A 25,097-nucleotide genomic window follows, 5' to 3' on the forward strand; every position below is an offset into this window, starting at 1 on the left:
ACTCGGCTTTTCAAGGGTTCCCTGCCCGACTACCCCGACAACCCTCCATGCCGCAGGAACGCATCGACCTGCGGCGGCCGCCCGCGGAAGGCGGTGAAATTCTCCAGCGCGGGCCGGCTGCCGCCGCGCGCCAGTATCTGCGTACGCAGGCGCTCGCCGGTCGCCGGAACGTCATCAGGCGCCTCTTCGAAGGCCGCATAGACATCGGCGCTGAGCACCTCGGCCCATTTGTAGCTGTAGTAGCCGGCGGCGTAACCGCCAGCGAAGATATGGCCGAACTGGTGCTGGAACCGGTTCCACGGCGGCGGGATATTGACTGCCACCTCTCGCCGCACCCGGTCCAGCACCTGCTGCACATGGCTGATTCCCGCGCCGGGGCCACCGTGCAGTTCCATATCGAACAAGGCGAACTCGAGCTGCCGCACCGTGGCCATGCCGCTCTGGAAGTTCTTCGCCGCCAGCATCCTGTCGAACAGCGCGCGCGGCAATGGCTCACCGGTGTCGGCATGCGCGGTCATCGCCTGCAGGCGTTCCCATTCCCAGCAGAAGTTCTCCATGAACTGGCTGGGCAGCTCCACCGCGTCCCATTCCACCCCGTTGATGCCGGCCACGCCCAGTTCGCCGACTTCGGTCAGCAACTGATGCAGGCCATGGCCCATTTCGTGGAACAGGGTAATGACCTCGTTATGGCTGAAGGTGGCCGGCTTGCCGTCCACGCCGCGGCCGAAATTGCAGACCAGATAAACCAGCGGCGTCTGCACGCCATCGGCCTTGTCGCGGCGGTTGCGGCAGTCGTCCATCCAGGCCCCGCCGCGTTTGCCTTCGCGCGCGTACAGGTCCAGGTAGAACTGGCCGACCAGCGCGCCTTCGGCGTTCACCAGGCGGTAGAAGCGCACATCGGGGTGCCAGACCGGCGCGGTATCGGGCTGCACCTGCAAGCGGTACAGCGATTCGATGACTCCGAACAAGCCGGCCAGCACGCGCGGCTCGGTGAAGTACTGCTTCACTTCCTGCTGCGAGAAGCTGTAGCGCGCCTGCTTCAGCTTCTCGCTGACATAGGCGATGTCCCAGGCCTCCAGCGTGTCCAGGCCCAGCGTTTCGCGTGCGAACGCCTCCAGTTGCGCCCGATCCTGCTGCGCATGCGGCCTGGCGCGCGCGGCCAGATCGTGCAGGAACGCCGACACCTGTTCGGGCGTATCGGCCATCTTGGTCGCCAGCGAATATTCGCCATAGCTGCCGAAGCCCAGCAATTGCGCCAGTTCGTGGCGCAACGCAAGGATGCGCTCGATCAGCGCGCTGTTGTCGCGTTCGGGCGCGTCCAGTTCCGATGCGCAAGTGACGCTGGCCCGGTACAGGGTCTGGCGTAGCGCGCGATTGTCGGCATAGCTCTGCACCGGCAGATAGCACGGCATCTGCAGATTCAGACGGTAGCCCGGCCGGCCTTCCTTTTCCGCGGCGGCGCGGCAGGCGGCCAGCACGTCCGCCGGCAGGCCGGCCAGTTCGGTCCCCTCCTCCACGTACAGCGCGTAGGCGTCGATGGCATCGAGTACGTTCTGCTCGAAATGCGCGGACAAGCTGGCCAGTTCCTCTTTGATCGCGGCAAAGCGGCTCTTCTGTTCATCGGCAAGTTCCGCTCCGCCCAACCGGAAATCGCGCAGGGCGTTTTCGATCACGCGTTTGCGCGCATCGCTGGCTGCCGCATGTTCCGGGGCCGCGGCCAGGCGCTGGTACTGTGCGTGCAGCGCCAGGTTCTGCTTCATTTCGGCGTCGAACTGGCTCAGCTTGGGCAGGTTGGCGTTGTAGGCCTCGCGCAGCGCCGGCGTGTTGAGCACCGCCTGCAGATGCGCCACCTGGCCCCAGGCGCGGCCAAGCCGTTCGCCGGCATCGTCCAGCGGCACGATGAAACTGTCCCAGTCGGGCGCCGCCGTTTCGGCCGCTTCGACCGCCGCGCGCGCCTGCGCCAGCAGCGTTTCGATGGCCGGCGTCACATGTTCCGGGCGGATATCCGCAAATCGCGGCAATCCTGAAAAATCGAGTAGCGGATTGGACATGGATGGCTTCTCAGCTGATGTTCGAATCAAGCGCTTCGGCAGACCAGGTCAGATCGCCTGCCGTACGCAGCGACGCCAGCGGTGCGCCTTCGACCGCCATCGCCAATTCGGCGTCGGCTGCTTCGATGTCGATGCCGCAATCGCCGTACCAGCGCGGATTGTAGTAACTATGCGCGTAGCGCTCGCCGCCATCGCACAGAATGGTCACGATGGAACCCTGCTGCCCCTCGGCACGCATCGCCTGCGCCGCCATCAGCACGCCGATGAAGTTGGTGCCGGTCGAACCACCCACGCGCCGCCCCAGGCACGCGCTGACATGGCGCATCGCCGCCAGGCTTAAGGCGTCCGGCACCTTGACCATCGCATCCACGCATTGCGGGATGAAGCTGGCTTCCACCCGCGGGCGGCCGATGCCTTCGATGCCAGAGCCCACCGGCAGCGTCATGTCCTGCGCCGGCGTTCCCTGCAGCACGCTGCGGTAGTAGTCGAAGAACACCGAGTGCTCCGGGTCCGCGCACAGCACGCGGCTGTCGTGGCGGCGGTAGCGGACAAAGCGCCCCAGTGTGGCGCTGGTGCCGCCGGTGCCGGGGCTGCATACCAGCCACCGTGGCACCGGGTGCGGCTCTTCGGCCATCTGGTTGAAGATGGACTCGGCGATGTTGTTGTTGGCGCGCCAGTCGGTGGCGCGTTCGGCATAGGTGAACTGATCCATGAAATGGCCACCGGTCTCGCGCGCCAGCCGCTCCGACTCGCCGTTGATCGCACCGGCATCGTCGATCAGGCGGCAGCTTCCGCCTTGGAACTCGATGGCCTTGATCTTGTCCGGCGACGTGCAGGCCGGAATCACCGCGATGAATGGCAACCCCAGCAGGCGCGCGAAATAGGCCTCGGATACCGCGGTGGAGCCGCTGGAGGCCTCGATGACCGGAGCGCCCTCGTGCAGCCAGCCGTTGGCCAGCGCGTACAGGAACAACGAGCGCGCCAAGCGGTGCTTCAGGCTTCCGGTCGGGTGGCTGGATTCGTCCTTGAGATACAGGTCAATTCCGGGATAGCCCGGCAGTGCCATCGGAATCAGGTGGGTATCGGCGGAACGGTTGAAGTCGGCCTCGATCTTGCGGATGGACGCGGCCACCCAGGTGCGTTGGTTCATGTATGCATCAGTGCCTGGAACGGCGATAGTCCGTACGCCGCCAATATATGCCAAGGCGGCGGAACAATTCCTGACACCTGCCCTGGCGCGGCGGCGCGCGCCTTGCAGACCGTTGAACAACGCAGCCAGCGATCCGTTGGGAGCCAGTCCGGACATGTTCCCGGACTGGCGGCTTGGAATGCGCAGGTGGCACGCTTTCCAGTTGCCTGCCCGGCGCGCGTCCTTGCTGCGCGGCGCAACCAGCGGCATTGCAGCGCCCGCCGGCCGCGCTGGCGCAGGTGGCGCGGCCCCCGGGGCTGCCGCCGCAACCACGGCAAAGCGGGACGGCGGCTTAACCCTGGACCTGCACCAGACTTTTTTCCCTTCCCATTCAATGACCTGGATGGTTCAATAGGCCCCTCGCGGCTCCTGTCCCCTTCCTGCGCCACCGCCCCTGCCCGCCATGTCGTTCCCCTCCCTGCTGATGCGATTGCTGCTGAGCGCGCTGCTGGTCCTCAACGGATCGGTGGATGCGTGGGCCGCTGTCGCTGGCACCCCGGCGCATGCGGACGGTTCCACGCAACCGGCTTGCGCCCATGCCGGTGCCGCTGCTCACGGACAGGGCACCGTGGCCGGGCATGCTGGCAGCCACGCCCACCATGCCATTGCGCAAACGCCGGCAGCCGATGCCGCCGCGCAGCCGGACTGCGATGGCGGCCAGGCCTGCAACCACGCCTGTCACGTCCACGCATCCTCGGCGGCTGCGATTGCGGCCCTGCCGACGCCGGTGGCGTTCGAGCGCGGCCCGGCTCTTTTCCCGGGCAACGACTTCCTGCGCAGCGCGACGCTGTCGCATCAGCCGATCCGGCCTCCCATCCGCTGAGCCGCAAACGGCGCCTTGCCGTAGCTTCATATCCGTCCCTGTCGCACGGCCAATCGCAAGGCCGGCAAGGACAGTCGGCTTTCCGCGCATCCGGCCTGAAGGCCGCCCGCGTGATACCAAGAACCTGGAGTTTCTCCATGTCCAACGACCTATTCGACGAACCTTCCCGCACCGGCGCGGCACTGTCGCGGCGCCGCTTCGTGCAGGGCCTGGCGCTGGGCGGCGTGGCCGCAGGCGCCGGCCTGTGGCGGCTGCCCGCATTGGCTTCCAGCGGCATCACCGGCGCACCGCAGGTACTGAGCGGTACCGATTTCAAGCTGAGCATCGGCGCATCGCCGGTCAATTTCACCGGCCGCACGCGTCCGGCCATCACCGTCAACAACAGCCTGCCGGCGCCCATCCTGCGCTGGCGAGAAGGCGATACCGTCAACCTGCGCGTGGCCAACGCCCTGCCCGACGCGATGACCTCCATCCATTGGCACGGCATCCTGCTGCCGGCCAACATGGACGGCGTGCCGGGCCTGAGTTTCAACGGCATCGCTCCGGGCGAAACCTACCAGTACCGTTTCCAGCTCAAGCAATCCGGCACCTACTGGTACCACAGCCATTCCCTGTTCCAGGAACAGGCCGGCCTGTACGGCGCACTGATCATCGACCCGCTGGAACCGGCACCCTACCGCTACGACCGCGAACACGTCGTGCTGCTGTCGGACTGGACCGATACCGATCCTGGTGCGCTGTTCCGGCGCATGAAGAAGATGGCCAGCTACGACAACTACTACCAGCTCACGCTGGGCGATCTGATCCGCGACGCCAGGCGCGATGGCCTGTCGGCGGCATTGCGCGAACGCGCCATGTGGGACCGCATGCGGATGACGCCCACCGACATTTCCGACATCAATGCGCACACCTACACCTACCTGATGAACGGCAATGCCCCGGCCGGCAACTGGACCGGTCTGTTCCGTCCCGGCGAAAAGGTGCTGCTGCGCTTCATCAACGGCTCGGCGATGACCTATTTCGACGTGCGCATCCCGGGCTTGAAGATGACCGTGGTGGCGGCCGACGGCCAGTACATCCACCCGGTCACGGTGGACGAATTCCGCATCGCGGTAGCGGAGACCTTCGATGTCATCGTCGAGCCCAGCGGCCAGGATGCGTTCACCGTGTTCGCCCAGGACATGGGCCGCACCGGCTACGCGCGCGGCACACTGGCCGTGCGCGCAGGGCTGCAGGCACCGGTGCCTGCCCGCGATCCGCGCCCGCTGCTGACGATGGACGACATGGGCCACGACATGTCCGGCCACAAGGGCATGGAAGGCGGTTGCGGCGCCAGCATGGGCAAGGGCATGGAAGGCAGCTGCGGCACCAGCATGGGCATGGCCGGCATGGACCACAGCGCGCATGGCGGTGACGATAAGACACCCAGGCATCCGCCCGGTGAGACCGGCAACCCGCTGGTGGACATGCAGTCGATGGCCAGCGCGCCGAAACTGGACGACCCCGGCATCGGCCTGCGCAACAACGGCCGCAAGGTGCTGACATACGCCGATATGAAGAGCCTGTTCCCCGACCCGGACGGCCGCGATCCCGGCCGCGAAATCGAGCTGCACCTGACCGGGCATATGGAGAAGTTCGCCTGGTCGTTCGACGGCATTCCATTCGCTGGCGCCGAACCACTCCGGCTCAACTATGGCGAGCGCATGCGCATCGTGCTGGTCAACGACACCATGATGCAGCATCCCATTCACCTGCATGGCGTGTGGAGCGATCTGGAAGACGAAAGCGGCAACTTCCACCTGCGCAAGCACACCATCGACATGCCGCCGGGCACGCGCCGCAGCTATCGCGTGCGCGCCGATGCGCTGGGCCGATGGGCATTCCATTGCCACCTGCTCTACCACATGGAAGCCGGCATGATGCGCGAAGTGAGGATCGAGGAATGAACATCCATCACAGGATTTCCCTCACTGTTCTGGCCGTCGCACTGGCCCTGGCCAGCAACGGCAATGCGCATGCGCAGCACGATCATTCGCAGCACGCCGCGCAATCCGAAGCGGCCAGGCCGACAACCGGTGCGCAATCCCATGCCGGGCATGAAACCAAGGCCGACGCGGACCGGACCGGGCAAGCTGTCGACCATTCGACAATGGACCACTCGCAGATGGACCACTCGCAAATGGATCACAGCCGGCACAGCGACCCGTCGCCGGTAGACCATGCCGCAATGGGCCATGGCACGCCGGCAACGCAAGCTCCCATCGAACCGATCCCGGCAGTCACCGATGCCGATCGCGCCGCCGCATTTCCCGCTCTCGACCATCATGCGATGGAGCATGCGCCCGCCATCAACCGCTTCGTCCTGTTCAATCGCCTGGAAGCCTGGGATGCCGATCACGGCACCGGGCAGGCCTGGGAAGGCAGCGCCTGGATCGGCAGCGATCTGAACCGCCTGTGGCTGCGCAGCGAAGGCGAGCGCGAAGGCGGCCGCACCGAAGCGTCCGATCTCGAAGCGATGTACGGCCGCAGCGTTTCGCCGTGGTGGGATCTGCTGGTGGGCGTCAAGCAGGATTTCCGGCCGGCCGATTCGCAGACCTGGGCGGCGTTCGGCGTGCAAGGCATGGCGCCCTACAAGTTCGAATTGTCGGCCACCGCCTATGTCGGTTCGGGCGGCCGCACCGCCGCCACGCTGGAAGCCGAATACGACCTGCTGCTGACCAACCGCCTGATCCTGCAACCGTTGATCGAAGCCGATCTGTCGTTCAAGGACGACCCGCAGCACGGCGTCGGCACCGGATTGAACAAGATCGAGGCCGGCCTGCGCCTGCGTTACGAGTTCACCCGCCGGTTCGCGCCTTATATCGGTGTGGTGCACGAACGCGCGTTCGGCAACACCGCGGACTACCGCCGCGAGGAAGGCGAACCCGCGCGCGATACCCGCGTAGTGGTCGGCGTGCGCCTGTGGTTCTGACCGCTGCCGCATGCCGCAGCGGCCTCATTTTCATTCCTTGCCCCGATGGCCTGAAGCCATTCCAACTCGAGAAAGATCCATGAAAACTTTCAGCAAGATCCTGGTGCTCGTCGTCGCTCTCAGCGCAACCGCCGCAATCGCCGGCGAACACGATCATCATGCCGCCAAGCCGGCCGCCGCTGCGACGGCGCCGCGCAACACCGCCGACCCCGAATTCGCCAGACTGGACGCCAACCAGGACGGGTTCATCAGCAAGTCCGAACTGGCCAAGCATCCGCTGCTTGCGCATTTTTCGATGGCCGACAAGAACAAGGACGGAAAGCTGGACAAACAGGAGTTCATCGCCGGCAAGGCGATGCTTTGACGCGTCATGGAGCCGGTTCGAAACCGGTCCGCGGGAAAGGCGGGCCGGTTCGCAGTACCTGGGTGATTGCCGGCGTCCGCCTGGGGTTCTGAGCGTTGCCGCGTCCGCCAACCGCCGCACCGCCTGTCAGCAGAAAGGCCCGCCAAAAGCGGGCCTTTCTGCGCAGACACTGCAAACTTGGCTCTCTTAGAACGGAATATCGTCATCGGCGAAATCGTCCACCGGCGCCTGCTGCGGAGCCGGGGCCTGGCGGCGCGGAGCCGAGGAGGATGACGACGAATACTCCTGGCGCTGCGGACGCGCGGCGCGCTCACCGCCGCCGCCGCCACCGCCACCGCCTTCGCCACGGCCGCCCAACATCTGCATCTCGTCGGCAATGATGTCGGTGGAATACTTCTCCACGCCGTCCTGGCCGGTGTACTTGTCGTAGCGGATCGATCCTTCCACGTACACCGAGCTGCCCTTGCGCAGGTACTCGCCGGCGATTTCGCCCAGCTTGCCGAAGAACACCACACGGTGCCATTCGGTACGCTCCTGCTGGTTGCCGTCCTTGTCCTTGCGGACGCTGGTGGTGGCCAGGCTGATGCGGGTGATCGCCATGCCACCCTGGGTGTATTTGGTTTCCGGGTCGTTGCCGAGATTGCCGACCAGGATGACTTTGTTGATGCCGCGGGCCATATCGTTATCCATTGAGAATCACCCGCCGGTCGCGGGCATAGCCAGTGAAGTATACCTGCGTCGCTGCAACCATCAGTGACCTGCCCGGCCGAAGGTAGGATTTCTCCGTATAATTCAGGCACTTTCCCGCCATTGCCCCCATGTCCGCCGTCGAATCCGCCCGTCCCGTCCTGGCCCTGCCGCAGATCCAGACCCTTGCCGCGCCGGACATGGCCGCCGTCGACGCCCTGATCCGGGCCCGGCTGGCCTCGGACGTAGCGCTGATCAACCAGATTGCCGACCACATCATCTCCGCCGGCGGCAAGCGCCTGCGGCCGATGCTGGTGGTGCTGGCCGGGCAGGCCTGCGGGCCAACGACGGCCGACCACCATCAACTGGCGGCGATCATCGAGTTCATCCACACCTCGACCCTGCTGCACGATGATGTTGTCGACGAATCCGATCTGCGCCGCGGCCGCAGCACCGCAAATGCATTGTGGGGCAATGCGCCCAGCGTGCTGGTCGGGGATTTCCTGTACTCGCGCAGCTTCCAGCTGATGGTGGAACTGGACCGCATGGAAGTGATGCGGATCCTGGCCGACACCACCAATCGCATCGCCGAGGGCGAAGTGCTGCAGTTGCTGCATGTGCACAATCCCGACACCGACGAAGCCGCCTACCTGCGCGTCATCGAGCGCAAGACCGCGGTGCTGTTCGCCGCCGGCACCCAGTTGGGCGCCTTCGCCTCCGGGGCCGACAGCGCCGCCCAGCGCAAGCTGTACGACTACGGCATGAACCTGGGCTACGCCTTCCAGATTGCCGACGACGTGCTGGACTACACCGCCGACGCCGCCGACCTGGGCAAGAACCTGGGCGACGACCTGGCCGAGGGCAAGGCCACGCTGCCGCTGATCCATGCCATCAAGCATTCGGATCCAGCCGTCGCAGCGCGCCTGCGCGACATCATCCAGCAGGGCGATGCCGACGCCATGCCGGAGGTGCTGGGCGCCATCCGCGCCACCGGCGGCATCGAGTACAGCCGGCGCCGCGCCGGCGAATACGCCGACGCCGCCGAGCGCGCGCTGGACGGTCTGGCCGAGAACGACGCCATCGCCGCGTTGCGCGGCCTGGCGCGCTATGCGGTGCAGCGCACGCACTGACGGGTCGAACCTCCAGGGGGAACTGTAGGAGCGACGTGAGTCGCGACCGAGATCGCGACAGAAAAGGAAAATCTCGTTGTCTGCCGTCTGGCCGAGCGGCGGCGGCTTCTCTTCTGTACGCACGCCTGGCTGCTTGCGGCACGGTCGCGACTCAGGTCGCTCCCACAATGCTCCGTTTCCGGTCGGTCAAGCCTTGGCATGGATTTTGGTATGAAACTCAAACTCCATGACATGCTCTAAGGCAACGCTGAAAAAGGTCGAAGCGCTGCCCTAGGCGATGCCCAGACCGGGAATCGAGGAAATAGCGGCCAGGTCGAAGCCTGCCAGCGCTGCAAAATGACGGCCGCGCGCCACATAGTCGCGGTAGGCGCCAAAGCTCGGCGCGCCGGGCGACAGCAAGATCACGCCTGGTCCGTCCAGCAGTTCCTTCGCGCGGGCCATCGCAGTCTCCATATTCTGCGCCTGCGCCAATGCAAAACCTGCAGACTGCGCCAACGGCGCCAGCAACGCGTGGATGCGCGGCCCGTTGGCGCCCATCGTCACCACGGCGGCAGGCGCGCGTTCGCGCATGCGCGCAGCGAATTCGGTCCAGTCCAGTCCGCGATCATGCCCGCCCAGCAGAATCGCGACCCGCTGCGAACGGAAACAATCCAGCGCGGCTAGGCTGGCGTGCGGCGTGGTGCTGATGGAATCGTTGACGTAGACGATGCCGTCGCGTTCGCCCAGCCTCTGCAGGCGGTTGGGCAGCGGGCGGAAACTCTGCGCGGCAGCGGCCAGCGGCGCCGCGTCGATGCCGGCGGCCTCGATGGCCGTCAGCACGGCGCACAGATTGCCGCGGTTGTGGCGGCCCGGCAGCGGCACCGTGGTGGTGTCCAGCACCAGGCGTTCGCCGCGATACAGATCGTCGCCGCGCAGATGCCAGCCATCGGCACGGTTGAACCAGCGCACTTCGCTGGCGGGCAATGCCAGCGCCGCCAGTTGCGGGTCGGCCGCGTTCAACACCGCGATACGCGGCCGCGCCGCAGTGACCAGCGCCAGCTTGTCGGCGACATAGCGGGCCTGGCTGCCGTGCCAGTCCAGGTGTTCGGGGAACACATTCAGCGCCACCGCAATGTCCGGTCGCGCACCGCTGTCGGCGACATCGCGGGTCTGGTAGCTGGACAGCTCGATGGCCCAGAACTCCGGCAGCAGCTGCGGATCCAGCACCTCCAGCAGCGGCAGCCCGATATTGCCGGCCAGCGCGGTGCGGTGTCCTGCTGCACGCAACAGATGCGCCAGCAACGCGGTGGTCGTGCTTTTGCCTTTGGTGCCGGTGACGCAAATCGTGCCTGCGGCAATGCCGGCATCGCCGGCGTGCTCGGCAAACCACAGCGCGGTGCCGCCGATAAAGCGGGTGCCCCGCTCCGCCGCAGCCAGCGCTTCGGGGCGATACGGGCTGATCCCGGGCGATTTGATCACGATGTCGAATGCGGACAGGCGCTCTGCCGTCACCTCGGTTTCCGGACTCAGCGCCGGATCGTCCAGCATGCGGATTTCGGCTGCCTCTTCGGCCAGACAGAAAACGGTCAGCGGCCTGGCTTCACCCGATTCCCGGGCGCGCAATGCGCGCCACGCGGCGCGGCCTTCACGGCCCCAGCCCCACAACGCAACGCGCCTGCCCTCAAGCTGCGAAATTCGCACGCAGGCGCTCCCACAGCGCGGGCGGGACGCGGTGTTCGCCGGAAACCACCAGCAATGGCGCGATATCGAGTTCGGCGGCATCTAGTTGCGGCCGGATCTCGCGGTTGAAGCGCACCACCAGCGCGTCTTCGCGCCATTCCGGGCGTTCGCCCAGCGCGGCCATCGCGGCGCGCGATTCCTGGCCTTCGCCGACGCACTCGAACGGTTTGTGGTCCTGGTATTCCAGCAGCGCATCGAAACCCGCGGTCTGCGCCGCATCGTCCAGCAGGTTGCGGCCGAAGATGCCGACCAGCCGTGGCTTGGGCATGAACGGCGCCAGCGCCAGGAACACGAAATGGCATTTGGGGCAGACCCCGCACCAGCGGTTGACCGGCCGCTCGCCCATGATGTGGAAATTGCGGTTGCAGCTTGAGAAATGCGCGTCGTAATGATCGGTCCTGGCGAACTGCCGCGCCACCGCCAGCTCCGACAACGGCCGCAGCAGCGAGTAGTAATGCAGGTCCGCCGCCACATGCGTCCGTACGTACTGGCCGAACGCCTGTTCGAACGCCCAGCCCTTGGACCATTGATGGTTCACTTCGCCGGTGCCGGGAATCATGCTGCCGTAGCTGGCCGAGCGCTCGTTGGAAAACACCACCTGGTCCACGCCGTGCAGCAATGCCGCCAGCACCAGGATGGCCGAATTCACCGCGGTCACCGGGATATGGCCGTTCCAGGCGCCCTGGCGGTTGTAGTCGAACAGTTCCGGCGCCAATGCGCGGCTGATGTTCAAGGTCGGCAGGCCGGTACGCGCTGCGCAGGCGGCGATCAGTTGCGAACCGCCGATCCAGCTGACGGTCTGCCCGACCCCGGCCGCACGCAAGGCCTCGATGCTGACCAGCGAGTCCTTGCCGCCGCCGATGGCGACCAGCGCGTGCTCGCGCAGGCCAACGGCAGGCGCCGGCGCGGAAGAGGCTTCAGCCTCTTCATCCTGTCCGCGCGGGACCGAAGCCCCTGCCGCCGGGAAACGCACCCGCCCATGCAGGTTCAGCCCGTTGCGATAGGCGAATTCGCCCAGGCCGTGCACATAGATCTGTTCCAGCAGCACCGCGGTGTCGGCGTCGATGGCATAGCCTTCGATGCGGATCTGCTCGGGCACCGCGGCCTTGTAGTAGCTGACGCCGGTGATCAGGTGCAGCAGCCGCAGCGCGCGCTCCACCGCCTGCGTGCGCGCGCGGTCCAGCGCGAAAGGCGCGCCGGGGATGGTGACGGTCTCGATCAGCTCCGGGCCATCATCGAAGGCATAGACCAGGCGCGCGGCACCGGTCTGCGCATCGAAGCCGCAGCGCACGAAACGGAAGGATCGGATCTTGTCTTTGTCGAAAGCACTCATGGTTTACTCGTAGTGGCATCCATCGAACGGCGCAGGTAGCGCCGGCACGCGAAGTACTCGATGGCGAAAGCCGGTACCGCGCCGAACACGACGGCGATAGCGGAGCAATAGACGATGATGGCCGGCAGCCACGCGGTCACGTCCTGCCAGCTGGCCGGCTGCGCCGCCCAGCGCAGTTCGACCCAGATGACCGTCAGCGCCCAGACCGCCAGCAGCAGGGGAAACGACAGAAACAGCAGCAGCAACGTGCGCAGGGTCATGCCGCCGGCCCGCCAGCGCTTGCCCTGCATGACGGCGCGACGATGCCATGCGGTCGCCGCCAGCGATGCCAGCAGCGCCGCCAACGACGCCGCAGGCGTCCACTTCAGCGATGCCGCGACGCTTTGCAGCTGGAATCCGTCGCCGCCGTGGACGACCGTCGCGAAGACGATCACCAGCAGCAGCGCCGCCAGCAATACGCTGGCCATGACGAACTCAGTCCGCGGCGCCATCATCGCCGTTTCCATCCAGCACCTCTTCGGCGGGCAGCGCGCGCAGGTTGTAGGTATTGGCCATCGCATAGCCGTACGCGCCGGTATCGGCAAACAACAGCGCGTCGCCCTCGGCGGTGGCGGCCGGCAATCGCCGGCGCTTGCCGAACACGTCGCTGGACTCGCAGATCGGGCCGACCACGTCGAACAGTTCCTCGGCGCCATCGTCCAGCCGGCTCAGGTTGGCCACATCATGCCAGGCGTCGTACAACGCCGGCCGCATCAGCGCGTTCATGCCGGCATCGGCGCCGACCCGGCGGATGCCTTCCTTCTCCACCACCTGGGTCACCCGGGTCAGCAATACGCCGGACTCGGCCACCAGGTAGCGGCCGGGTTCGATGATGAACTGGTAGCCCGGATAGGCGGCCTTGATTTCGGCCAGGCCCAGGCTCCACGCCTCCAGATCGAAGGGCTCGTCGTCGGCGCTGTAGGGAATCGGCAGGCCGCCGCCGATGTCGATGCTTTCGATGCTGCCGATCCGCTCGGCGATGCCGCCCAGCTCGTCGCAGACCTGGCGCCAGTGCTGCGCGGTTTCCACGCCGCTGCCCAGATGCGCATGCAGGCCGCTGATGCGGATCTCGAGCTTGCGCGCCTGCGCCAGGAATTCCTCCAGCCGCGCCAGCGGCAGGCCGAACTTGGACGCCTTGCCGCCGGTCTTGACCTTGTCGTGATGGCCATCGCCACGGCCCAGGTCGATGCGCAGCCACAGGTTGCGGCCGCGGAACAGCTCCGGCCAGTTGCGCAGCGCCTCCACATTGTCCAGCGTGACGGCGACCCCGCGCGCCAGCGCGAATTCGTATTCCGCCCGCGGCGCGAAGCTGGGCGTGAACAGCACGCTCTGCGGCGGCAGCTCCGGCAATACCGAAAACACGCGCTCCAGTTCGCCCTGCGACACGCACTCCAGGCCAAAACCTTCTTCCACCAGCGTGCGCAGGATGGCCGGATGCGAATTGGCCTTGATCGCGTAGAAGCGGCGATCGACTGCGGAGATGGCGGCCAGCGCACGCGCCCGCGCGCGTACGGTCGGCAGATGGTAGACGTAGCGCGGCGTGCCGGTCTGCGCCAACGCCAGCAGTCGCCGGCGTTCGTCCGCGCCGTGCCACCACGGCGTGCCGCGCCTGCGCACCTGGCCGGCGATTTCGCGCCAGCGCGGACCGAATACGCTGGTTTCCTCCACCGGCATCGCATCGCTGTCGATCAGCGCCGCGTGCAGCGCCGGCAGAATGCCGTCGGCGTCGGCTTCGTCGATGACGAAGGTCAGGTTGAGATCGTTGGACGACTGCGAGATCAGATGCACGCGTTCGCGCCCGAACATCGCCCACACGTCCGACAGCTTGTGCAGCAGCGAACGCATGCCGCGGCCGACCAGCGTGATCGCGGTGCACGGTGCAATCACCTTGACCCGGCAGATTTCCGACAGATCCGCCGACAGCGCGGCCAGTACATCGGTACTGACCAGGTTCTCGCTGGGGTCCAGCGACACGGTGACGTTGGTTTCCGACGAACCGATCAGGTCCACCGACAAGCCATGCTTCTTGAATCGCGCGAACACGTCGGCCAGGAAGCCGACCTGCTGCCACATGCCGATGCCTTCCATCGACACCAGCACGATGCCGTTGCGGCGGCTGACCGCCTTGACGCCCGCCACCGTCAGCGCGTTGCCGTCGATGCTGGTGCCGGGCAGGTCCGGACGCTCGGTGTCCAGGATCGCCATCGGCACCCCGGCGTCGCGGCACGGCTTGATCGACCGCGCGTGCAGCACCTTGGCGCCGGTGGTGGCGATTTCCTGCGCTTCGTAATAGTCCAGCCGGGTCAGCAGCCGCGCATCCGGCACCTCGCGCGGGTTGGCGCTGAACATGCCCGGCACGTCGGTCCAGATTTCCACCCGCTGCGCGCCCAGCAGCGCGCCGAAATAGGCCGCCGAGGTATCCGAGCCGCCACGGCCGAGCACGCAGGTGCCGCCCTCCGGATGACGGGCGATGAAACCCTGGGTCAGCAGCATCCGCGCCGGCTGCTGGCGAAAGCCCTTGCTCCAGTCTTCGCTGGGCTGGGTGCTGCAGGACACCGACAGCCGCTGCGCCCAGGCGGTCTGGTTGGGCAGCAGCGTCGCCTGCAGCCACTGGCGCGCATCCATCCAGCCGAAGTCCAGCCCCTGCGCGCGCAGATAGGCCGCACCTAGCGTGGACGATAGCAACTCGCCCTGCGCCAGCACTTCGGCCTGCCAGTCCAGCGGGCGGGTGGCCGCGCGCGGGTCGTCCAGCAGGCCGCGCAAGGCGGCCAGGCGTTCGCCCAGTACCGCGTCGGCGTCCAGTTCCAGCTCGGCGACGAATTCGCGGTGGCGCTGTTCCAGGTTGGCGACCCGAAGCGCGCTATCGGCTGCGCCATCGGCAATGGCGGTCAGCTCGTTGGTCACGCCGGACAGCGCCGACACCACCACCAGCACGCGCGCATCGTGTTCGTCGGCGCGTTTTTTCGCCAGCCGGCCTATCGTGTCCCAGCGATGACGACGCGACACCGAGGTGCCGCCAAACTTGAGGACGATCCAACGATCGGAAGCGGGAGAGGCGGATGGCATGGATAGGCGTGGGGATATGCCCGACCCTTCGGGCGTGAACCGTCGATTCTAGCCGAAGCCTTGGGGAAAACTCGGGGCTGGGGACTGGGAAGATGCAAAGCGGAAGGCTTGCGCCGGCGGTCGCTCCCTCCCCTGCGGCTCCTAACAGCCGAATGGCTGGTCAGTTCGCTGTCCTCGGCAGCGCGGCGACAGACAGCTGCAGCGGTATCAGATGAAACCATCGCCGGCAGCCCGACTTGCTAAGCTGCGCGGCCCCCCACCCGCAGATTCCCGTCATGACCGCACGCCGTTTCGTCCAACTCGATGTCTTTGCCGACCGCCCCGGCGCCGGCAATCCGCTGGCGGTGGTGTTGGACGGCAGCGGACTGGACGATGCCACCATGCAGGCGATCGCCCGCTGGACGCGGCTGCCGGAAACCACTTTCGTGTTCCCGGCCAGCAGCGCCGAAGCCAGCTACGCCATCCGCATGTTCAGCCCGCGCCGGGAAGTGCCGTTCGCCGGCCACCCCAGCGTGGGCACCGCGCATGCGGTATTGCAGGCCGGCCTGGCGGTGCCGCGCGACGGCCTGCTGGTGCAGGAAGGCATCGCCGGCCTGCTGCCGCTGCGCGTGCAGGGCGAAGGCAGCGAGCGCAGCATCGCCGTGCGCACGCCGCGGGCGCGCGTGGTCGAAGTCGGCAAGCCTTCCGAAAACGACTTGTTGCGAAGCGCTTTGGCCGGATTGCCCGCCGGCGCGCTGTCGCCCGCGCTGGTCGATGGCGGCCGCCGCTGGTGGCTGGCCGAAGTGCAGGACGAAACCGCGCTGCGCAGCGCGACCCCCGACTGGAACGCGATTGCCGCACTGGCCCACGGCACCGACAGCATGGGTGTATGCGCCTACGCGCGCGCCGCCGGCCAGCCGTACGACCTGGCCGTGCGCGCCTTCGTCGGCGCGCCGGCCGTCTTCGAAGACGCCGCCTCCGGCGCCGCCAACGCCACCCTGGCCGCATGGCTGAAATCGCAGGATGCCCTGCCCGGCCACCGCGACCATTACACCGTCAGCCAGGGCCGCGAAGTCGGCCACGACGCCCGCCTGCACCTGCGCGTGGACGAGGAAGGTTACGTCTGGTCCGGCGGCCAGGTGCAGACGGTGGTGCGCGGCGAGATCGACTGGTAGCGCAGCCAGTGCGGAGGCCGGCAAAGGAGCAGGCTTTCGACGGGATCCGGCCGCTGCGGGCTGCCCGCTGCAGGCATCAAACGTTGCGATGATTGCGCTGCGGCCAGAACACAAAGCTGAACAAATATAAGGCGATTTCCGACTTCAGCGCGCTCCGTGCAAGCCGATATTAACGTCACCGCGGATTTGCCCGCGGCACGGTAACGGGCGATGAAATTGAACGGCAGCGGCGGACCAGGAACCGGGCGAACAGGACAGCGATTTTTGCCTGTGGTCCGCCGCCCGTGGCTGGCCACGGTAGTGCTGGCAGCCCTGGCCGCCAGCGCCCAGGCACAGCAAAACCCGGCCGATTTGGCCAGCATGTCGCTGGAACAACTGCTGGATCTCGAGGTGGTGACGGCGTCGCGCTTCGACCAGAAGGCCAACCGCGCGCCATCGGCGGTGCGGATCATCAGCGCAGAGGAAATTCGCGCCCATGGTTGGCGCACGCTGGCCGAGGCGCTGGAAAGCCTGCCGGGCCTGTATCTGAGCGACAGCGGTCTGTATACCTATCTGGGCGCACGCGGCCAGTTGCATGCCGGCGACTACGACACCCGCTTCCTGCTGCTGGTCGACGGCCATCGCATCAACGATCCCGTCTACAGCCAGAGTCCGGTCGGCAGCGAATTCCCGCTGGACATGGCCCTGGTCCAGCGCATCGAATACGTGCCAGGTCCGGGCTCGGCCGTCTATGGTTCCAATGCGTTCTTCGGTGTCATCAACGTCCTGACCAAGCTGCCGGGACCGCCCGGCGAAGGCGAGTTGGCGCTGACCGGCGGAAACTACGGCACCCATGCCGCGCGTGCCTCGCTTTCCACCGGCGATGCGGCCGGCAGGACGTTGCTGTCGGCCAGCCAATCGCATTCGCGCGGACGCGACTTCCATTTCCAGGAATTTGCCGAAGCCGATTCGGCCGGCATGGCGCGCGGACAGGACGATGAGCGTACGCGCCGTCTGTTCGTTCGCCATACCGCCGGGGACCTGGCGTTGCTGGCGCTGGCCGGCGATCGCCGCAAGGAGGATCCGGTCGCTCCCTACGGCCAGAGCTTCGGAATTCCCGGTGCCGGCGTCCAGGACCGCTGGGCGGTGCTTGGCCTGCAGTACGGCCGCGCCTTGAGCGCCGCCACCCGCTGGCAGGCGCAGCTCGATCTGATCGACTACCGCTACATCGGCGACTACGCGTACGGGGATTCGCCCACGGTCATCAACCGCGACGTTTCCAGCGGCCGTTCCCTGGTGCTGGGCAGCCGACTGGTCACCACCGCATTCGCTGGCCACATCATGGCGGTGGGTCTGGAAGCGCAGTGGGATCGTGCGGTCGAGCAACTCAACTACGATGTCGAACCCTACGCCAGCTATCTGCAGTCGCGCGAGAACATCGCGAACATCGGCGCATTCGTCACCGACGAGATCGCACTGGGCGGCGATTGGCTGCTGAACGCCGGCCTGCGCCTGGATCATGACGATGTCGGCACCGTCCGCCTGAGCCCGCGGCTGGCGCTGATCTCCACGCCGGCCGGCGGCACCACCTTCAAGGCCATCGTCGGCAAGGCATTCCGGTCGCCGAATGCCTACGAGCGCTTCTACGGCATCGATACCGAAGACGGCGCCCAGTTGCTCAACCCGGACATCCGCGCCGAGAGCATCCAGACCCTGGAGCTGTATTTCAGCCGCAATCTGGGCAGCCGCAGCCGCGCCGAGTTGTCGCTGTTCGACTACAGGCTGCACCATCTCATCACCCTGGTCGGCGAAGAGGACCTGCTGACGCTGGATAACGCCGGCAGCGCCTCTTCCACCGGCGCCGAGGTGGCTTTTTTCCATCGCTGGGACCAGGGCGCGGTGGTGCGCTCCAGCTACAGCTACAGCCGGGTGCGCCAGTCGTCGCCGTCAACGCCGTTGAACGCACCACGCGGGATTGGCAAGGTGTCGGCGACGCTGCCGCTGGCGCACGGCCTGTCCGCGGCCGCCAGCGCGCTGTATATGAGCCAGCGCGCGACCAGGTTGGGAACAGCGGGGCGCCATACGACAGTCAACGCCAACCTGCTGTGGGAACCGGTTGGCGCCCCGTGGGCGTTGTCGGCGGGAGTCCGCAATCTGCTGGACCAGGCCTACGCGGATCCGGTCGGTCCCGAGTTCATCCAGGATGCCATTCCACGCCGGGGGCGCGAGTACCGCGTCGAATTGACGTGGCGGTTCTGAACCTGCCTGCCCGCTGGTGCCGCCGCCTTGGCTTCCGCTGCCGGCTGTTGACCGCAGCGCTGGCGCTGATGGCGACGCCCGCATGGGCGCAGGTTGAAGAGGCCGCGCTGAAGGCCGCGTTCGTCTACAACATCGTCGCGTTCTCCAACTGGAACCGAGGTGGCAGCGCCGACACGCTCGTTATCTGCGCGAATACCCGCAGTTCGCTGGATGCGGCGCTGGTCGATCTGGGCGGCCGGAGAATCGGCCAACGCCGTATCGCGGTCCGCCGCAACACTGGCTACGCCGGTTGCGACGTCCTGGTTCATGCCGGCGACGCCAAGCCAAAGCCCGCCGATGCCGCCACCCTGATCATCTGCGACGGCTGCCAGCTGCCCGATGGCGTCAGCGCGGTGGCCCTGGTCCGCGAAGGCAACCGGATCCGTTTCGATGTCGACACCGGTTCCGTCGCTGTGGCCGGCATCAGCCTGAGCAGCCAGCTGTTGCGGCTTGCGAGGCAAGTGCTGTGAGCAGGCGTGCGTTCTCCACCGGCACGATGAACCTGGGCTCCAACGCCGCGGGCGCCGCGCTGGTATTGCTGCTGGCCGGCGGCCTGCTGCTGCTGCTGCAATACCTGAGCCTGCGCCGGGAAGCCATTGCCGACGCGCGCGCCCAGGCGCAACTGGTGGCCGCCAGCAGCGCTGCCGCGGTGATGTTCCGCGACGCCGAAGCGGTCGGCGAAACGCTGGACTCGCTGCGCACCATGGAATTGATCCGCAGCGCCCGAATCAGCGACAACGCAGGCAATGTGGTGGCGGCCTATCCGCGCATGGAACCGGCCGCTCCTGCAAAGCGCGCCTGCGGTTTCGACTGCGCCACCGTCAGCGCTCCTATCGCCCTGCAAGGCGAGAACGTCGGAACGGTGCAACTGGAACTGGAAATGCGCCGGCTGCACAAACGCCTGCTCAGTTTGGCCGGCGCTTTCCTGGTAGCGGCGGTGGTGGCGTTCGCGATTGCGATACCGGTGATGGCGCGCATGCGCGCGCGGGTGCGCGCCGCGGAAACGCGCCTGGAGTACCTGGCCCACTTCGATTCGGTGACCGGCCAGCAGAACCGCAACGCGTTCAACGCCTATCTCAACAGATCGCTACGGCACGACCGCGGCGTCCGCCAGGCGCTGCTACAACTGGATGTCGACCGCTTCAAGGAAGTCAACGACACCCTGGGCCACCTGGGAGGCGACGAGCTGCTGCGGCAGGTTGGCGACCGCATCGCCGCGGCGATGCGCAGCGGCGACCAGTTGTTCCGCCTGGGGGGCGACGAATTCGCCATCGTCATGAACGCGGTGGCCTCGGCCGACCAAGCGCGTACGGCGGCCGAAGCCATTCTTGCCCAGTTCCAAGCGCCATTCCGGATATCCGGCCAACAGCTGACCGTCACCGCAAGCGCCGGCATCAGCCTCTGGCCCGACGATGCGCAACAGGCCCAGGAGCTCGCCGGCAACGCCGATGCGGCGATGTATGAAGCCAAGCGCGAGGGCCGCAACCGGGTGGCGCTGTTCGAACCCCGGCTGCGCGAAGCCCAGGCCAACAAGTTGAGATTGCAGAGCGAACTGCGCCAGGCGCTGAAGCAGCAGGAACTGCAACTGCACTATCAACCCCAGGTGGACACGCACAGCGGACAACTGCGGGGCGCAGAAGCGCTGCTGCGCTGGACCCATCCGCTGCTCGGGCCCGTCCCGCCCGCCGCCTTCATCCCGATCGCCGAAGATTGCGGCCTGATCGTCGAGCTCGGCCGCTGGGTCATCCGCGAAGCCTGCCGGCAATCGGCCGCCTGGCATGCGCAGGGGTATGGCGAGGTGCGGCTGGCGGTCAACCTGTCGGTGCGCCAGACCCGCGACGAACAACTCCCTGCCTTCATCGATTCGGTGCTGGCCGAAACCACGCTTGCGGCGGGTTGTCTGGAACTGGAGATCACCGAGAACGTCCTGATGGAGGAAGCGGATCTGGCGATCGCGCTGCTGGCGCGATTGCGTGCACGCGGCCTGCACCTGGCGATAGACGATTTCGGTACCGGCTTTTCATCGATGTCCTATCTGAAGCGCCTGCCGATCGACAAGCTGAAGATCGATATGACCTTCGTACACGCCATTCCCGGCGACGGCGAGGCGATCACCACCGCCATCCTTGCCATGGCCAACCGGCTCGATCTGGCGGTCGTCGCCGAAGGCGTGGAGACCGAACAGCAGCACGACTTTCTGCGCCAGGCCGGCTGCGGGCAGATCCAGGGTTTCCTGATCGGCCGCGCGCTGCCCGCCGACGAATTCGCTTCGCGCTGGCTGCAAACGGCGCCGCAGCAGTTCCGGCGCCTGAGCTAGTCGCGCACTCCATCCACCGGAGCGGCGCCGGCTATCGCGCCTCGAACACCGCCCGGCCATCCACCCAGGTCGACAAGATTTCCAGATCGTCCAGCGCCTGGGCCTGCACGCTCAGCGGGTCCTGCGCCAGCATCACGAAATCCGCGCGCAGGCCCGGGGCCAGTTGCCCGACTTCGGTTTCGTCGCGGCCGGCATAGGCGGCGTCGCGGGTGAAGCCGCGCAAGGCTTCGGAAGGGCTCAGCTTCTGCGCGGGCAGCCAGCCGCCCGGCGGCTGGCCTTCGCGGTCCTGGCGGGTGACGGCGGCATACAGGCCCAGGCGCGGATCCGGAGATTCCACCGGAAAATCCGAACCCAGCGCCAGCTTTGCGCCGCTGGCCAGGAACCGCTGCCACGCATAGGCTCCCTCGATGCGCTGCGCGCCAACGCGGTCCTGCGCCCACGGCATGTCCGAAGTCGCATGGGTCGGCTGCATCGAAGCGATCACCCCCAGCGGCGCGAAACGCGGAATGTCCTCCAGCGCCACCACCTGCGCGTGCTCGACCCGCCAGCGGCGATCGTTTTTCCCATCGTCGCCAAGCACGCCGGCATAGGTGTCCAGCACGATGCGGTTGCCGCGGTCGCCGATGGCGTGGGTGGCCACCTGCACGCCGCAGTCGCGCGCCTTGCGCACCGCCGATTCCAGCGCAGCCGGTTCGGTCAGCAACAGACCGCGGTTGCCGTGATCGTCGCTGTAGTCCTGCAGCAGCGCCGCGCCGCGGCTGCCCAGCGCGCCGTCCATGTACAGCTTGACGCCGCGCATCTGCAGGCGACCGCCCGGGTGCCGGTACAGGCCATCCGCACACAGATCCTCCAGCGCCTCGCCGGCACCATCGGCATAGGCGTTGATGCGCAACGGCAGCTGGCCGGCGTCGGCGAATTTTTTCATCAATGCCAGGTCCTGGCGCGAGACGCCCATGTCGTGCACGCCGGTCAGGCCGTGGCCGACCAACGTCCGCACCGCCGTGCGCAGCGCCTGTTCGCGCACCGCGTCATCCGGCGCAGGCATGGCGGCGTTGACCAGATCCATCGCGCGGTCGACCAGCACGCCGCTGGGCTGGCCATCGATGCGCTCGATGCGCCCGCCTTGCGGGTGCCAGTCGCCCTCCAGCGGCTGCGCAGCGATGGCGGCGGCAGCGTTCAGCGCGGCCGAGTTGGCCCAGCCGGCGTGGCCATCGACGCGTTCCAGCCAGACCGGGCGATCCGGGAAAGCGGCATCCAGATCCGCTGCGGTCGGGAACGCCTTGCCCGGCCAGTGGTTCTGATCCCAGCCGCCGCCCTGCAGCCAGGCGCCGGCCGGCAGTTGCTTTTCGTACTCGCGCAGGCGGGCGATGGCTTCGTCCTTGCTGCGGGTCCCGGTCAGGTCGGCGCGCATCAACGCGTAGCCCAGCCCCATCACATGGCCATGGGCGTCGATAAGGCCCGGAATCACCGTGGCCCCGGGTTTGTCGATGCGGCTGGCCTGCGGATAGCGGGCGTGCAGTTCTTGCGCGCTGCCCACCGCAAGCAGCCGTCCGCTGCGGTCCCAGGCGATCGCCTCCGCCTGCGGCTGCTGCGGGTTGGAGGTATGGATGCGCGCGGCGGTGAGCACGGTGATGCCGGGTTCGGCGGCGTTGGCCGCGACAGCGCTGATGGCCAGTGCCAGACCGCAGAGAAAGTGCCGCATGCCGATGCTCCCGTTCGGATGACCGCCGCGACTATGCGTGCGGAATCGCGCGGGCACAAGAACCGGCTGACGCCGGGATTCGGCCGGAGTGGCCGATGCGAGGGGTATGGCGCAGCGACACATCGGTAGAAAACGACAAAGGGGCCTTGCGGCCCCTGTCGGTGCGGATGGCGCTGCCGCTCACTCCGGCCGCACGTCCACGCGTACGCGGATGCGGTCGCCCGGGTGGTGGTCGGTACGGGTACGGTAGGTACGGCCGGCATATTCGTAAGTCACGTCGTAGCCTGAAACATGCCCATCGTCGCGGCCGCCGTAGTAATCGTTGGCCGGTACCGGGTCGCAGACGCGGACCACGCCGCGCTGGCTTTGCTGGCGGTTGCGCTGCGAATTGTCGTAGATGGAACGCCCAGCCATGCCGCCGACCATCGAACCGACCGCGGTGCCGACATAGCGGCCGCTACCATCGCCTATCTTGCTGCCCAGCACCGCGCCGGCGATGCCGCCCAGCACGGTGGCGACGGTGCGGCTGGTTTCGTTGCCGGTGCCGTACCGGTCGCGGCGATAGCCATCACCGTAGCCGTCGCGTCCGTAGCCGTCGCGGCGATAGCCGTCACCGTAGTAATCGTCATCGCGGTAATAGCCGTCGCCGCCGGCATAGACCTGGTCGGCCTGGCGGTAGTAGCAGCGCTGCTCGGTGGAGGCGCTGCGGTAACGGTCGTAGTCGATGATGGGGTCGACGCGGATCACCCGCGCATAGTCGTATTCGGCGCCGTGGTCGGCCGGGTAGTAGCGCGAGGATTGCGCCGATGCCAGCGCGGGTAAGGCAAGGGCCAGAATCAGCAGGCCGGCGGACAAAGGCTTCATGGTCGACTCCCGGCGCCGAAGCGGCGCAGGCCTGCATCGTCGTGGCGTCCGCGTGAAAGCGGACTGAATTCAGCCGGCGACCGCCAGCCTGTTTACCCATGCGACAGCCTGCGCCGCGGTACCGGCCGCGCTATCGCCAAGCAACGGGCCAACGTGGCTGCCGGCCGGGGATTGCAGGAAATCGGCCTGCCACACCGCGGCTTGCTCGCGGCTGAGCGCGGGCGGCACATCGTCATCGCGCGTCGACGCGATCACCAGCACGGGACAGGCCGGCGCCGGGACGTCAATGCCGGCGGCGGCCATGCGCATCACCGCACCGGATTCGTCGCGCCAATGGCGGAACGCGAACAGCGCAGTAGCGTCATCGGCATCGGGCATCGCCTGGCGGGTCGAAAACAGGCGCGCCTGCATGCCCCAAGGCACCACATCCGGCCACTGCCGTGGCGGCAGCCGACGATGCAGCGGTGCCGGCGGTAGCGGGTTCACCGCTATCAACGCATCGGCGGCACCGGCATGGCTGGCGGCCAGCAGCCCGCCCAGGCTTGCGCCCACCAATACCCGCGGATGCGGCAGCATCGCCAGCGCGTCGCGGATCTGTGCGGCGTAGTGCTGCCAGCCGGTTCGCGCCAGGCCCTCGGGCGCAGGTTGCAGATCGGGCGCATGCACGTTCAGTCCATGCGCCTGCCACACGCCCTGCCAGATCCGCCATTCCCAGCCGCCGCCGCCGGCGCCGTGGATCAGCAGGGCGCTCCACTGGCCCGGACCACCGGTCACTCCAGCAGCGCGGCTTCCAGCGATACCGGTACCGACAGCGCGCGCGAGATCACGCAGCCGGCCTTGGCCTGCTGGGCGAGTTCCTCGAACTGGCCGGCATCGATGCCCGGCACCCTGGCCGACACGATCAGCTTGATGGCGGTCACCGTCGGCCCCGGATCCATGCCCGGTTCCATCGTCGCCTCGGCGCGGGTCTGGATGCTGTCCGGAGTGAAACCGGCCTTGCCCAGCACCGCCGACAGCGCCATGCTGAAACAGCCGGCATGGGCGGCGGCCAGCAGTTCTTCCGGATTGGTGCCCTTCTCGTCGCCGAAACGGGTCTTGAAGGAATAGTTCTGCGCATCGAACAGCCCGCTCTGCGGCGTGCTTATGCTGCCCTTGCCGGACTGCAGGTCGCCGTTCCAGACCGCATCGGCGAATCGTTTCAAAGCCATGGCATCGTCCTCGCTCACGTGGGAAGGGCAGCTTACACCGGCAGATGTTCATGCCGCGTACCGCACTGCGGCTTGACCGCGCCGCCGCCGATGCCGATGCTAGGGACCGTTGATGTTTCCGGGGCGATGACGCGGCTCCGGGTGCGCAAATGCGCTCCTGCGGGTTGGGCCTGGCCAGCGGCCAGACTCAACGCGGCCTGCCC

Annotated in this window: 20 protein-coding genes; 9 read left to right on the top strand and 11 right to left on the bottom strand. The window is 67.2% G+C overall.

The features are described 5' to 3' along the window. Positions 1-29 precede the first annotated feature (29 nt). Both CRO39_RS17125 and CRO39_RS17130 read right to left on the bottom strand, forming a co-directional pair. Positions 30-2,051: a M3 family metallopeptidase gene (locus tag CRO39_RS17125; protein ID WP_097123185.1), complete on the bottom strand. Its 2,022-nt coding sequence runs from the start codon at positions 2,049-2,051 to the stop codon at positions 30-32. 10 nt (positions 2,052-2,061) lie between these two features. Beyond that, positions 2,062-3,201, bottom strand: coding sequence for a PLP-dependent cysteine synthase family protein (locus CRO39_RS17130; RefSeq protein WP_097123186.1), 1,140 nt, complete (start codon positions 3,199-3,201; stop codon positions 2,062-2,064). 442 nt (positions 3,202-3,643) lie between these two features. On the opposite strand from CRO39_RS17130, the gene CRO39_RS17135 reads away from it, so the two are divergent. The 4 genes from CRO39_RS17135 (at position 3,644) to CRO39_RS17150 (ending at position 7,398) form a co-directional block, all read left to right on the top strand. Next, positions 3,644-4,063 carry a CopL family metal-binding regulatory protein gene (locus CRO39_RS17135; protein ID WP_097123187.1) on the top strand — a complete coding sequence of 140 codons (420 nt, stop codon included), beginning with the start codon at positions 3,644-3,646 and terminating at the stop codon, positions 4,061-4,063. Between the two features lie 137 nt (positions 4,064-4,200). Continuing rightward, positions 4,201-6,009, top strand: a complete 1,809-nt coding sequence (locus tag CRO39_RS17140) for a copper resistance system multicopper oxidase (protein WP_097123188.1) — start codon at positions 4,201-4,203, stop codon at positions 6,007-6,009. Next, the gene (locus CRO39_RS17145; RefSeq protein ID WP_097123189.1) at positions 6,006-7,034 is read left to right on the top strand and encodes a copper resistance protein B; all 1,029 of its coding nucleotides are present in this window, start codon (positions 6,006-6,008) and stop codon (positions 7,032-7,034) included. The genes CRO39_RS17140 and CRO39_RS17145 overlap by 4 nt, the downstream gene beginning before the upstream one ends. A 79-nt stretch (positions 7,035-7,113) precedes the next feature. Continuing rightward, positions 7,114-7,398, top strand: coding sequence for an EF-hand domain-containing protein (locus tag CRO39_RS17150; RefSeq protein ID WP_097123190.1), 285 nt, complete (start codon positions 7,114-7,116; stop codon positions 7,396-7,398). A gap of 186 nt (positions 7,399-7,584) precedes the next feature. Here the strand turns inward: CRO39_RS17150 and CRO39_RS17155 are convergent, their stop codons facing one another. After that, the gene (locus tag CRO39_RS17155; protein ID WP_097123273.1) at positions 7,585-8,076 is read right to left on the bottom strand and encodes a single-stranded DNA-binding protein; all 492 of its coding nucleotides are present in this window, start codon (positions 8,074-8,076) and stop codon (positions 7,585-7,587) included. 140 nt (positions 8,077-8,216) lie between these two features. Between CRO39_RS17155 and CRO39_RS17160 the strand changes: the two genes are divergently transcribed. Continuing rightward, complete coding sequence (locus CRO39_RS17160) at positions 8,217-9,215, top strand: polyprenyl synthetase family protein (RefSeq protein WP_097123191.1); 999 nt, start codon at positions 8,217-8,219, stop codon at positions 9,213-9,215. 270 nt (positions 9,216-9,485) lie between these two features. Here CRO39_RS17160 and murD read toward each other — a convergent pair whose 3' ends face one another. The 4 genes from murD to CRO39_RS17180 are packed head-to-tail and all read right to left on the bottom strand — an operon-like array spanning position 9,486 to position 15,372. Further along, entirely contained in the window at positions 9,486-10,895 is a 1,410-nt protein-coding gene (murD, locus tag CRO39_RS17165; protein WP_097123192.1) for a UDP-N-acetylmuramoyl-L-alanine--D-glutamate ligase, read from the bottom strand. Next, positions 10,876-12,267 carry a UDP-N-acetyl-alpha-D-muramoyl-L-alanyl-L-glutamate epimerase gene (gene murL / locus CRO39_RS17170; protein WP_097123193.1) on the bottom strand — a complete coding sequence of 464 codons (1,392 nt, stop codon included), beginning with the start codon at positions 12,265-12,267 and terminating at the stop codon, positions 10,876-10,878. The genes murD and murL overlap by 20 nt, the downstream gene beginning before the upstream one ends. After that, positions 12,264-12,758, bottom strand: coding sequence for a hypothetical protein (locus CRO39_RS17175; protein WP_141400848.1), 495 nt, complete (start codon positions 12,756-12,758; stop codon positions 12,264-12,266). Before CRO39_RS17175 ends, murL begins: the two co-directional genes overlap by 4 nt. Further along, positions 12,742-15,372 carry a bifunctional aspartate kinase/diaminopimelate decarboxylase gene (locus CRO39_RS17180; protein WP_097123195.1) on the bottom strand — a complete coding sequence of 877 codons (2,631 nt, stop codon included), beginning with the start codon at positions 15,370-15,372 and terminating at the stop codon, positions 12,742-12,744. The genes CRO39_RS17175 and CRO39_RS17180 overlap by 17 nt, the downstream gene beginning before the upstream one ends. A gap of 275 nt (positions 15,373-15,647) precedes the next feature. Between CRO39_RS17180 and CRO39_RS17185 the strand changes: the two genes are divergently transcribed. The 4 genes from CRO39_RS17185 to CRO39_RS17200 all read left to right on the top strand — a co-directional run bounded on the left by CRO39_RS17185 (position 15,648) and on the right by CRO39_RS17200 (position 21,120). Next, complete coding sequence (locus CRO39_RS17185) at positions 15,648-16,526, top strand: PhzF family phenazine biosynthesis protein (protein WP_097123196.1); 879 nt, start codon at positions 15,648-15,650, stop codon at positions 16,524-16,526. A 270-nt stretch (positions 16,527-16,796) separates the two neighbouring features. After that, entirely contained in the window at positions 16,797-18,764 is a 1,968-nt protein-coding gene (locus CRO39_RS17190) for a TonB-dependent receptor plug domain-containing protein (protein ID WP_238394620.1), read from the top strand. After that, positions 18,752-19,273, top strand: a complete 522-nt coding sequence (locus tag CRO39_RS17195; RefSeq protein ID WP_097123198.1) for a YfiR family protein — start codon at positions 18,752-18,754, stop codon at positions 19,271-19,273. Before CRO39_RS17190 ends, CRO39_RS17195 begins: the two co-directional genes overlap by 13 nt. Next, entirely contained in the window at positions 19,270-21,120 is a 1,851-nt protein-coding gene (locus CRO39_RS17200) for a putative bifunctional diguanylate cyclase/phosphodiesterase (protein ID WP_097123199.1), read from the top strand. The genes CRO39_RS17195 and CRO39_RS17200 overlap by 4 nt, the downstream gene beginning before the upstream one ends. Positions 21,121-21,151: 31 nt before the next feature. On the opposite strand, the gene CRO39_RS17205 is transcribed toward CRO39_RS17200, so the two are convergent. The 4 genes from CRO39_RS17205 to CRO39_RS17220 form a co-directional block, all read right to left on the bottom strand. Beyond that, positions 21,152-22,822: an amidohydrolase gene (locus CRO39_RS17205; protein WP_097123200.1), complete on the bottom strand. Its 1,671-nt coding sequence runs from the start codon at positions 22,820-22,822 to the stop codon at positions 21,152-21,154. A 180-nt stretch (positions 22,823-23,002) separates the two neighbouring features. Continuing rightward, positions 23,003-23,686, bottom strand: a complete 684-nt coding sequence (locus CRO39_RS17210) for a glycine zipper 2TM domain-containing protein (RefSeq protein WP_097123201.1) — start codon at positions 23,684-23,686, stop codon at positions 23,003-23,005. A gap of 69 nt (positions 23,687-23,755) precedes the next feature. Continuing rightward, entirely contained in the window at positions 23,756-24,460 is a 705-nt protein-coding gene (locus CRO39_RS17215) for an alpha/beta fold hydrolase (RefSeq protein ID WP_162125799.1), read from the bottom strand. Continuing rightward, positions 24,457-24,894: an OsmC family protein gene (locus CRO39_RS17220; protein ID WP_097123275.1), complete on the bottom strand. Its 438-nt coding sequence runs from the start codon at positions 24,892-24,894 to the stop codon at positions 24,457-24,459. The genes CRO39_RS17215 and CRO39_RS17220 overlap by 4 nt, the downstream gene beginning before the upstream one ends. Between the last annotated feature and the right edge of the window lie 203 nt (positions 24,895-25,097).

The organism is Pseudoxanthomonas wuyuanensis, from assembly GCF_900215535.1.
In the GTDB taxonomy this organism is placed as follows: Bacteria; Pseudomonadota; Gammaproteobacteria; order Xanthomonadales; family Xanthomonadaceae; genus Pseudoxanthomonas_A; species Pseudoxanthomonas_A wuyuanensis.

Excerpts from the sequence above, each read along its gene's own strand:
- CRO39_RS17125 (WP_097123185.1), bottom strand. The coding sequence starts at position 2,051 with ATGTCCAATCCGCTACTCGATTTTTCAGGATTGCCGCGATTTGCGGAT.
- CRO39_RS17130 (WP_097123186.1), bottom strand. The coding sequence starts at position 3,201 with ATGAACCAACGCACCTGGGTGGCCGCGTCCATCCGCAAGATCGAGGCC.
- CRO39_RS17135 (WP_097123187.1), top strand. The coding sequence starts at position 3,644 with ATGTCGTTCCCCTCCCTGCTGATGCGATTGCTGCTGAGCGCGCTGCTG.
- CRO39_RS17140 (WP_097123188.1), top strand. The coding sequence starts at position 4,201 with ATGTCCAACGACCTATTCGACGAACCTTCCCGCACCGGCGCGGCACTG.
- CRO39_RS17145 (WP_097123189.1), top strand. The coding sequence starts at position 6,006 with ATGAACATCCATCACAGGATTTCCCTCACTGTTCTGGCCGTCGCACTG.
- CRO39_RS17150 (WP_097123190.1), top strand. The coding sequence starts at position 7,114 with ATGAAAACTTTCAGCAAGATCCTGGTGCTCGTCGTCGCTCTCAGCGCA.
- CRO39_RS17155 (WP_097123273.1), bottom strand. The coding sequence starts at position 8,076 with ATGGCCCGCGGCATCAACAAAGTCATCCTGGTCGGCAATCTCGGCAAC.
- CRO39_RS17160 (WP_097123191.1), top strand. The coding sequence starts at position 8,217 with ATGTCCGCCGTCGAATCCGCCCGTCCCGTCCTGGCCCTGCCGCAGATC.
- murL (WP_097123193.1), bottom strand. The coding sequence starts at position 12,267 with ATGAGTGCTTTCGACAAAGACAAGATCCGATCCTTCCGTTTCGTGCGC.
- CRO39_RS17175 (WP_141400848.1), bottom strand. The coding sequence starts at position 12,758 with ATGGCGCCGCGGACTGAGTTCGTCATGGCCAGCGTATTGCTGGCGGCG.
- CRO39_RS17180 (WP_097123195.1), bottom strand. The coding sequence starts at position 15,372 with ATGCCATCCGCCTCTCCCGCTTCCGATCGTTGGATCGTCCTCAAGTTT.
- CRO39_RS17185 (WP_097123196.1), top strand. The coding sequence starts at position 15,648 with ATGACCGCACGCCGTTTCGTCCAACTCGATGTCTTTGCCGACCGCCCC.
- CRO39_RS17205 (WP_097123200.1), bottom strand. The coding sequence starts at position 22,822 with ATGCGGCACTTTCTCTGCGGTCTGGCACTGGCCATCAGCGCTGTCGCG.
- CRO39_RS17210 (WP_097123201.1), bottom strand. The coding sequence starts at position 23,686 with ATGAAGCCTTTGTCCGCCGGCCTGCTGATTCTGGCCCTTGCCTTACCC.
- CRO39_RS17220 (WP_097123275.1), bottom strand. The coding sequence starts at position 24,894 with ATGGCTTTGAAACGATTCGCCGATGCGGTCTGGAACGGCGACCTGCAG.